General features: G+C 65.7%; 11 protein-coding genes. 4 read left to right on the top strand and 7 right to left on the bottom strand.

The genetic code is table 11. The annotated features are described in order from the left end of the window. Positions 1-532, bottom strand: a 532-nt coding sequence (locus tag MK313_RS13735; protein WP_287782244.1) for a CoA transferase subunit A, incomplete at its 3' end; no start/stop codon positions are given. Positions 533-663: 131 nt separating this feature from the next. Between MK313_RS13735 and MK313_RS13730 the strand changes: the two genes are divergently transcribed. Further along, positions 664-987, top strand: coding sequence for a DUF1491 family protein (locus tag MK313_RS13730; RefSeq protein WP_287782242.1), 324 nt, complete (start codon positions 664-666; stop codon positions 985-987). A 54-nt stretch (positions 988-1,041) separates the two neighbouring features. Here MK313_RS13730 and MK313_RS13725 read toward each other — a convergent pair whose 3' ends face one another. Continuing rightward, positions 1,042-1,509 carry a Tat pathway signal sequence domain protein gene (locus tag MK313_RS13725; RefSeq protein WP_287782241.1) on the bottom strand — a complete coding sequence of 156 codons (468 nt, stop codon included), beginning with the start codon at positions 1,507-1,509 and terminating at the stop codon, positions 1,042-1,044. A gap of 134 nt (positions 1,510-1,643) precedes the next feature. After that, positions 1,644-2,264: a glutathione S-transferase family protein gene (locus tag MK313_RS13720; protein WP_287782239.1), complete on the bottom strand. Its 621-nt coding sequence runs from the start codon at positions 2,262-2,264 to the stop codon at positions 1,644-1,646. A gap of 206 nt (positions 2,265-2,470) precedes the next feature. Between MK313_RS13720 and dctP the strand changes: the two genes are divergently transcribed. From dctP to MK313_RS13705, 3 genes are all read left to right on the top strand, one after another. Continuing rightward, complete coding sequence (gene dctP, locus MK313_RS13715; protein WP_287782237.1) at positions 2,471-3,472, top strand: TRAP transporter substrate-binding protein DctP; 1,002 nt, start codon at positions 2,471-2,473, stop codon at positions 3,470-3,472. A gap of 95 nt (positions 3,473-3,567) precedes the next feature. Further along, on the top strand, positions 3,568-4,086 hold the full coding sequence (locus tag MK313_RS13710; protein WP_287782235.1) for a TRAP transporter small permease: 519 nt from the start codon (positions 3,568-3,570) through the stop codon (positions 4,084-4,086). Then, the gene (locus MK313_RS13705) at positions 4,083-5,399 is read left to right on the top strand and encodes a TRAP transporter large permease (protein WP_008944842.1); all 1,317 of its coding nucleotides are present in this window, start codon (positions 4,083-4,085) and stop codon (positions 5,397-5,399) included. The genes MK313_RS13710 and MK313_RS13705 overlap by 4 nt, the downstream gene beginning before the upstream one ends. A gap of 6 nt (positions 5,400-5,405) precedes the next feature. Here MK313_RS13705 and MK313_RS13700 read toward each other — a convergent pair whose 3' ends face one another. Genes MK313_RS13700 through MK313_RS13685 form a run of 4 tightly spaced genes read right to left on the bottom strand, consistent with a single transcriptional unit; the run spans position 5,406 to position 7,915 of the window. Further along, positions 5,406-6,311, bottom strand: a complete 906-nt coding sequence (locus MK313_RS13700; protein WP_287782233.1) for an energy transducer TonB — start codon at positions 6,309-6,311, stop codon at positions 5,406-5,408. Further along, the gene (locus MK313_RS13695; protein WP_287782231.1) at positions 6,308-6,757 is read right to left on the bottom strand and encodes an ExbD/TolR family protein; all 450 of its coding nucleotides are present in this window, start codon (positions 6,755-6,757) and stop codon (positions 6,308-6,310) included. The genes MK313_RS13700 and MK313_RS13695 overlap by 4 nt, the downstream gene beginning before the upstream one ends. Continuing rightward, positions 6,757-7,161, bottom strand: a complete 405-nt coding sequence (locus MK313_RS13690) for an ExbD/TolR family protein (protein ID WP_040707397.1) — start codon at positions 7,159-7,161, stop codon at positions 6,757-6,759. The genes MK313_RS13695 and MK313_RS13690 overlap by 1 nt, the downstream gene beginning before the upstream one ends. Beyond that, positions 7,142-7,915, bottom strand: coding sequence for a MotA/TolQ/ExbB proton channel family protein (locus tag MK313_RS13685; protein WP_121217284.1), 774 nt, complete (start codon positions 7,913-7,915; stop codon positions 7,142-7,144). The genes MK313_RS13690 and MK313_RS13685 overlap by 20 nt, the downstream gene beginning before the upstream one ends. Between the last annotated feature and the right edge of the window lie 98 nt (positions 7,916-8,013).

The raw sequence follows: 8,013 nt of genomic DNA, 5'->3' as shown, positions 1-8,013 counted from the left end.
GCTCGCCGATCCAGACATTGCCCTTGCGGTCGGCCTTGCGGACATGGAACAGCGCCACATCCGGGCGGATCGCCGGCACCAGCAGGATCGGGTCATTCTCGCCGAACGGGTTATCCGCCACCTTCCAGTCGTCGCGATGCGCGACCAGATCGCTGCCCAGCACGCCGCGCAGCGGCATGTAGGGGATGCCCTTCTCCGCCGCCTGCAACCCGGCATGGATCGCCGGGCAGGTGCCGTCGCGCAGCTTGATGGTGCCGGCCTTGGCGGCGGCGATGAAGCGGGGTGCTATGCCCAGCTCGCCCATGGTAACGGCCGCCGTCTCCAGCGTGCCGACGCAGCCGGCGCCGATCAGCATGTCGCCCTGCAGCCCCACCGAGGGTACGCCGACAATGTGCAGATTCTTCGCGCCACGCCGGATCAGCGCGCGCACCACTTCCATGGCGCAGCCGGAATAATCCGGCGGCAGGGCGATCTTGGCCCCGTCCGGGATGCGCTGGGCCAGCTGATCGACGGTGAATGAGGTCGCACTCATATCGTCCGTTTCCTTCCTCAAGATGTGCGCGGCTCTTATGCTGTCATTGGCGCGCCCTTCCCGGCATGGGATAAGGCGGCCGGAACGGCCGCTGAATTCTTGAAAGGCAGTCTAGGATGGAAGAACCGCGCTTGACCACGGACATCTGGGTCAAGGCTCACCTGCGCCAATGCATGGCGCGCAACCTGCCGGCCTATGTGCTGCGCAAGGGGGCGGAGGCCGGGGCGACTGTGCTGCTGAAGGTGAACCGGCTGGAACAGGGCTGCCAGCTGCTGAGCCAGGCCCGCGACCTGGACGGCAATCTGGGCTGGCTGGCCGCCTTCGATGGCGCGCTGGTGCCGGAGGCGGAAGCCGATTCCTATATCGAGCGCGCGGTCGGGCGCGACCCGGACATCTGGGTCATCGAGGTCGAATCGCGCACCGGGGAACACCCGTTCCCCGGCAAGGTGATGTAGGGGGATCTACTGTTAAATGCCCTCTCCCCTTGCGGGAGAGGGTTTTCTTACCCCTTATTTCACGAACTTGGCGTCAACGCGGCTGGATGGCTTGATCAGCTTCAGGCAGTCGGTGCGCTTGCCCGAGGCATCGGCGCAGCCCAGCATGTCGTTCAGCAGGATACGGCCGATCTTCGGGCAGGCCAGCCCGTCAATGTCGAACAGCTTCACGCTGGTCTTCTCTGCGCGCAAGGGTGCGGCGTCCAGCGACAGGCGGCGGGCGATCACGCCGTTGGTGTCGAACAGCACGAGGTCGAGCTGGAATTCGCTGAACTCGGTCTGGCCCGGATTCTCGAACAGCATGTAGACGCGGCAGGCGTTCGGCTGCTCCTCCAGCTTGTTCAGCTCGATGGAGATGCCGGAGGCCTGCGCGCTGGCCGGCGCGGGGGCAATGCCAGCCAACCCGGCGACAGCCAGGATGGCGGCGAAAGCCATACGGGACAGGAAACCGGAAGCGGTTCGGAACCGGGGGGAAATCGACATGATGTTAGCCTCGCTTCTTTTGTGTGTCCGGTATCGCATCGTAGCGGCCTAAGCTTAACCTTTGACGACAGGGATGATGAAACCTCATTCGGGCCGTTTTTGGGCGGCCTCCAATACCGTTCGCAACAGGCGGATCACGTCAGCGGCAGCATGACATGGGTGCGGAACGCCTCCCGCTCGGTCAACCGCTGATACCAGGCACGCAAGGACGGCAGCTCAGGATGCGGCACGTCCAGCGCGTACCAGCGGTGCACGAAGGCGCCGACCGGGATGTCCGCCATGGTCAGCCGCTCGCCCAGCATGTAGAGCCGGCTGTCGAGATGCCGGTTCAGCAGCGCGTAATGCTTGCCCAGCGCCTCGGCCGCCTTCTCAACCGCGCCCATGTCTCGCTCCGCCTCGGGCGTGCGGATCAGCTGCCAGAACACGGTGGTCATCGGCGCGCCCAGAATGGTCGTGGCCCAGTCCATCCACTGGCCGGCCTGCGCGCGCTTCTTCGCATCGGCGGGGCACAGGCCACCATGGTCGTAGGTCTCCGCCAGGTAGCGGACGATGGCGTTGGATTCCCAGAGCACGAAGCCGCGATCGTCGATCACCGGCACCAGCCCGTTCGGGTTCATCTTGCGGTACCAGTCCTCGCCGGTCAGGCCGAATTCGCGGCCCGCATCGATACGCTCATGCGTCAGCCCCAGCTCGCCGACGCACCACATCACCTTCTGGACATTGATGGAATTGTTGCGGCCCCAGATGCGCAGCATGGATTTCGCCCCCTCGGTTAGGTCAATGCGACCGGCTCGCAGAGTGCGACGGGACGGGCCCCACGGCAAGCCCCGATGGGCGGTATTATTTTGCCCCCTGCCCGCCACCAAACAGAGCCCAATACAGAGACTGTTGTGATGCGCGCATTTTTCGTCTCATACTGGTTTTACAAAAAATGAAAAACGCTTTCACAGGGAGGAAAACCATGAAGCGTAACCAGTTCATTCTGGCCGCGTTCGCCGGTGTGGCGATGGCGGCCCTTGCCGTACAGGATGCGGCAGCGGTCGAGCTGAAGGCATCGCACCAGTTCCCCGGCGGCAAGGGCGATGTGCGCGACGAGATGGTGCAGATCATCGCGCGTGAGGTCGCTGCAGCCAATGTCGGCATGGAGATCAAGGTGTTCCCCGGCGCCTCGCTGGTGAAGCCGAAGGAACAGTGGCAGGCGATGCTGAAGGGCCAGATCGACATCACGGCCTTCCCGCTCGACTATGCCAGCGGCCGGCATCCGGAGTTCGGCGCCACGCTGATGCCGGGCCTGGTGAAGAACCATGACCATGCCAAGCGCCTGAACAAGTCGCCCTTCATGGGCGAGATCAAGAAGATCATCGAGGATGCCGGCGTCATCGTTCTGGCTGATGCCTGGCTGGCCGGTGCCTTCGGCGGCAAGGACAAGTGCATCCTGGAACCGCAGGACGCGGCGGGCCTGAAGGCACGCTCGGCCGGTGCCACCTTCGCCGAGATGTGGGCCGGCGCCGGGGCGTCCATCGTGTCGATCCCGTCCAACGAGGTCTATAACGCGCTGCAGACCGGTGTGGCCAACGCCACCGACACCAGCGCGGGCAGCTTCGTCTCCTTCCGCCTGTATGAGCAGCTCTCCTGCCTGACCGCTCCCGGCGACAATGCGCTGTGGTTCATGTACGAGCCGGTGCTGATGTCCAAGCGCAGCTTCGACAAGCTGAACAAGAACCAGCAGGATGCGCTGATGAAGGCGGCGAAGAAGTCGGAAGACTATTTCGCGGCGGAGAGCAAGAAGCTCGACGAGAAGCTGGTCGATGCCTACACGAAGAACAATGTGAAGGTCGTCACCATGTCTGACGCGCAGGCGAATGCCTGGCGCGAGGTCGCGAAGAAGACCTCCTACAAGACCTTCTCGGAAAAGGTGCCGACCGGCGCCAAGCTGATCGAGATGGCGCTGTCGGTGCAGTAAGCCCGCCAGCCACAGAGAGTCCGCCCGTGCCGATAAGCGGTACGGGCGGAACCCTCTCCCCTACCCCGTCACATACCGCCCTCTCTGGAGCGACCATGCAGCTCTACGTCCGAACGGTCACGGCGCTGTCGCGGATTTGCGGCATTGCCGCCGTCCTGATGATCCTCGCCTCGGTCATCATCGTCTGCCAGATGATCTTCGTCCGCACGGTGTTGCAGGAATCGGCGATCTGGCAGAGCGAGTTCGTCACCTTCATCCTGGTCGCCGCCACCTTCGTGGGCAGCCCCTATGTGCTGCTGACCAAGGGGCATGTGAATGTCGATCTGCTGCCGCTTTATCTCTCGCACCGCTGGCGTGTGCGGCTGGCCTTCGTCGCCTCGGTGATCGCGCTCGGCTTCTGCCTGCTGGTGCTGTGGAACGGCATCGAATGGTGGTGGGAGGCCTATGATGGCGGCTGGACCACCGATTCGATGTGGCGTGCGCGCCTGTGGATCTACTACGCCGCCCTGCCCATCGGCATGGGCGTGCTGTGCCTGCAATATGTCGCCGATATCTATTGCCTGCTGACCGGACGCGACATGCCGTTCGGCATGGAACCGGAGCAGCATCAATGAGCGAGCTTACCCTTGGCCTGCTGATCGGCCTCGTGACGCTGGTCGTGCTGGGGACCGGCATGCCCGTCGCCTTCGGGCTTGGCGTGGTCGCCGTCGGCTTCATGGTCGCCTTCGACGGGCTGCGCGCCATCGAATTCCTGGCCGACACGCTCTATGCCGGCCTGAACGACTTCACCCTGGTGTCGATCCCGATGTTCGTGCTGATGGGAGCGGCTGTCGCCTCCAGCCGGGCGGGCTCGGACCTGTACGAGGCGTTGGCGCGCTGGTTCAGCCGCGTGCCGGGCAGCCTCGTCATCTCCAACCTGGGGGCCTGCGCGCTGTTCAGCGCGATGACCGGCTCGTCGCCCGCCACCTGCGCCGCCATTGGCCGCATGGGTATCCCGGAGATGCAGAAGCGCGGCTATTCCGACGATCTGGCGACCGGCGCCATCGCGGCGGGCGGCACGCTGGGCATCCTGATTCCGCCTTCGGTGACGATGATCCTCTACGGCATCGCCTCCGAGACCTCCATCGGCCGGCTGTTCCTGGCCGGCGTCGTGCCGGGGCTGATGCTGACCGGCCTGTTCATGCTGTGGGCGCTGTTCCTGTGCTGGCGGCGTGGTGAGGGGCTGGCGCAAATCGGCGAGCGCTACTCGCTGCGCCAGAAGCTGGAGGTGCTGCCGCGCATCCTGCCTTTCCTGCTGATCATCGCCGGCGTCGTCTATTCGATGTATGGCGGCCTCGCCACCCCGTCCGAGGCGGCGGGCGTGGGCGCCATGCTGTGCCTGCTGCTGGTGGTCGTCATCTACCGCGTCTGGCAGCCGACCGCGCTGTGGCACATCATGCGCGACGGCATGCGCGAATCGGTGATGATCATGATGATCATCGGCACCTCGGTGCTGTTCAGCTACATGCTGTCCAGCCTGTACGTCACCCAGGCCATTGCGGAATGGATTGCGCTACTGGACATCAACCGCTGGCTGCTGCTGTTCTTCGTGAACATCCTGCTGCTGGTCGCCGGCTGCTTCCTGCCGCCGGCCGCCGTCATCCTGATGACCACGCCGATCCTGCTGCCGATCATCGTGAATGCCGGCTTCGACCCGATTTGGTTCGGCGTCATCCTGACCATCAATATGGAGTTGGGGCTGATCACCCCGCCGGTCGGCCTGAACCTCTATGTCATCAACGGCATCGCACCGAAGATCAAGCTGCCGACGATCCTGTACGGCGCCCTGCCCTTCATGCTGTGCATGGTGGTCGGCATGCTGCTGCTGTGCCTGTTCCCCGGCATCGCCACCTGGCTGCCCGACTATCTGATGGGGCCGGGCCTGTAAGCGACGTCAGCGCAGGTAGAAGGAAACTGGCACCACCAGTTCCAGATTGGCCTGCTGGATTTCGGGCGGCAGCGGTGGGAAGGGCGAGGCACGCTCGATCATTTCCCGCACCGCCTCGTCCAGCACGGAATGGCCGGAGCCGCGTTCCAGCCGGTAGGAAACCAGCTTGCCCTCGCGGTCCATGACGAAGCGCAGCACCGCCGTGCCCTCGATGCGGCGCAACTGCGCCCGGCGCGGATATTCCTTGTGGCGTTCCAGCCAGGCCTGCACCAGCGCCAGATAATCGGCCGAGGAACCCGGCATGCCGCCGCCCGCCGACGCGGAAGTGCTGTTCGTGGTGCCGGCATTCTGCGAATCCTGGGCGCCCGACTTGCCAGCGGACCCGGCAACCGAGGGCGCCGGTGCGGCTTCCGCCTGCACCGGGGCGGGTTCTGCCTTGGCGACCTGCTGGGGTTTCGGCTGCTGAACCGGCTTCGGCGGTTCCGGCTTCTTGACGACAGGCTTCACCGGCGGCGGCGGTGGTGGCGGCGGAACCTCCGCCATCTTCACCTTCTCCGGCTCTTCCTTGACCTTTACGGGCTCCACCGGCTTCACCGGTTCTATGGGCTTTACCGGCTCCACGGGACGCGCCTGCTCGACCGGCGTTACCGGAACGTCCGGTACCTCCGCCGTTTCGATGGGCTTCACCGCCTCTGTCACTTCGGTCGGCTTCACCGTCTCGGTCGACTCGACGGCGCGCGCCTCGCTGCCTGGCGCGCCACCCATCGGCGCCAGTGCCACCTCGACGCCGCCGAGGCCCGCCTGCGCGGTGCCCTTGTCCTCGCTGAAATCGGCGAAGAAGGCCAGCGCGCTGCCATGGATCGCCAGCGATGCGATCAGCCCGGCCAGCTTGGCGCGCGGGGAGAGTCTCATTCGCCTGTTCCCGTCTTCGTGGTCAGCAGTGACAGTTTCTCGATGCCGGCCGCGCGCAGGCTTTCCATCACCTCGATCACCCGGTCGGCCTCGGCCTGCTGGTCAGCCTTCAGCCGCAGCACCGCGCCGTCCCTGGCATGCGCCTCCAGCGTCGCCGGCAGCGCGTCCAGCTCCATCGGCTTCCCGTCGAAGGCGATGCGCCCATCGGCGCCGACCAGGACGGTCAGCGTCGAGCCATCCGGCAGGCTCTCCGACGCGGAATCCGGCGGCGTCACCTCGAACGGGTCGATCTGCGACAGCTTGCCGGCCAGCATGAAGAAGATCAGCAGCAGGAACACCACGTTGATGAGGGGGATGATGCCCTCGTCGGAATTCCGCTCGCGATGGCGGCCGGCGGCGAACAGGCCGCCGCCAGCGCTCTTCCGGCCATGGTTCAGAACGCTCATCACCGCCCCCGCACCAGCGAGACATCCTTGATGCCGCTCGCCGTCACCATGTCCAGCACTTCCACCGCGCGCTGCATCGCCACGCCGCGCTCCGGGCGCACCAGCACGCGCTGATCCGGCTTGCGCGCCAGGGCGGCCTGCAGCCGCGTCTGCAACTGCTCGGCCGACAGCGCCTCGCCGGCAAGGTCCAGCGAGCCGTCGGCACGCAGGCGCACCAGCATGGCGCCTTCCATATCCGGCGTTGCGACCGCCTGCCCCGGCGTGTTCAGCGTGATGGTCCGCCAGTCCAGAAAGCTGGAGGCCAGCATGAAGAAGATCAGCAGGATGAACACGACGTCGATCAGCGGCGTCAGGCTGATAAGCTGCCGGCGCTTTGCCGGAAGGCTACTCCGCAGGCTGTGCATGCGGCTGACGCAGGCCCGCGGCCTCACGCTCCCCGTGGTCGGCGCCGTGATTGGAAGCTCCCTGCGGCATGGTGAACAACCGCGTCACCGCATCGTCCATCGTATGCGCCGCGCGCTCGACGGTACGCTCCAGCCAGTTCAGCATGGCCACAGCCGGAATCGCCACCGCGAGGCCGACGGCCGTGGTCAGCAGCGCCACCCAGATGCCCCCCGACAGGATGGCCGGGTTCACATTGCTGCCGGCGGCTTCCATCTGGCGGAAGGCGTCGATCATGCCCAGCACCGTGCCGAACAGGCCGAGCAGCGGGCTCAGCGTAGCAATCACCTCGATGACGCGCAGGTAGGAGCGCAGCTCCTCCAGCCGGGCGCTGCCGATGCGGGCGACTTCCTCACGGATGCGGTCCTCGGCGATGCGATGGCGGAATCCGTCGATGGCCACCGCCATGACTTCCGCGACCGGGCTGCGCAGGCCGCGCAGACCCGCCAGCGCCTCCGCCAGGCGGCCATTGCGCGCCTGCGTCAGGGCCGGTTCCACGAAGCCCCGGCTCCACAGCCGCGCCGACTGGAACTGGATCATCTTCATGATGAAGATGGCGAGCGCCACCACCGAGAAGACCAGCAGGATCACCACCACCGGGCCGCCGGCCTGGATCAGCTCCAGCGCCTGATCGAGCGCACCGGGCGGCGGCGTCACGGCGTCTGTGGGAACGGCGCCGGGAAGTGCGGCCGCAGCCGACGGGGTGGTCTCGTTCATTCCAGTATCCTGCTCTTTCGACGATGCGTTTCCGCCCGAAAACGGCTATGGCATAAGGCATCCGCTGGCGAAACGCGCGCATAATAGTGAGATTGCGA

The organism is Oceanibaculum sp., assembly GCF_022449305.1.
Classification (GTDB): domain Bacteria; phylum Pseudomonadota; class Alphaproteobacteria; order Oceanibaculales; family Oceanibaculaceae; genus Oceanibaculum; species Oceanibaculum indicum.
The sequence above is the reverse complement of the archived record's forward strand: the minus strand, read 5'-3'. Positions and strand labels throughout refer to the sequence as shown.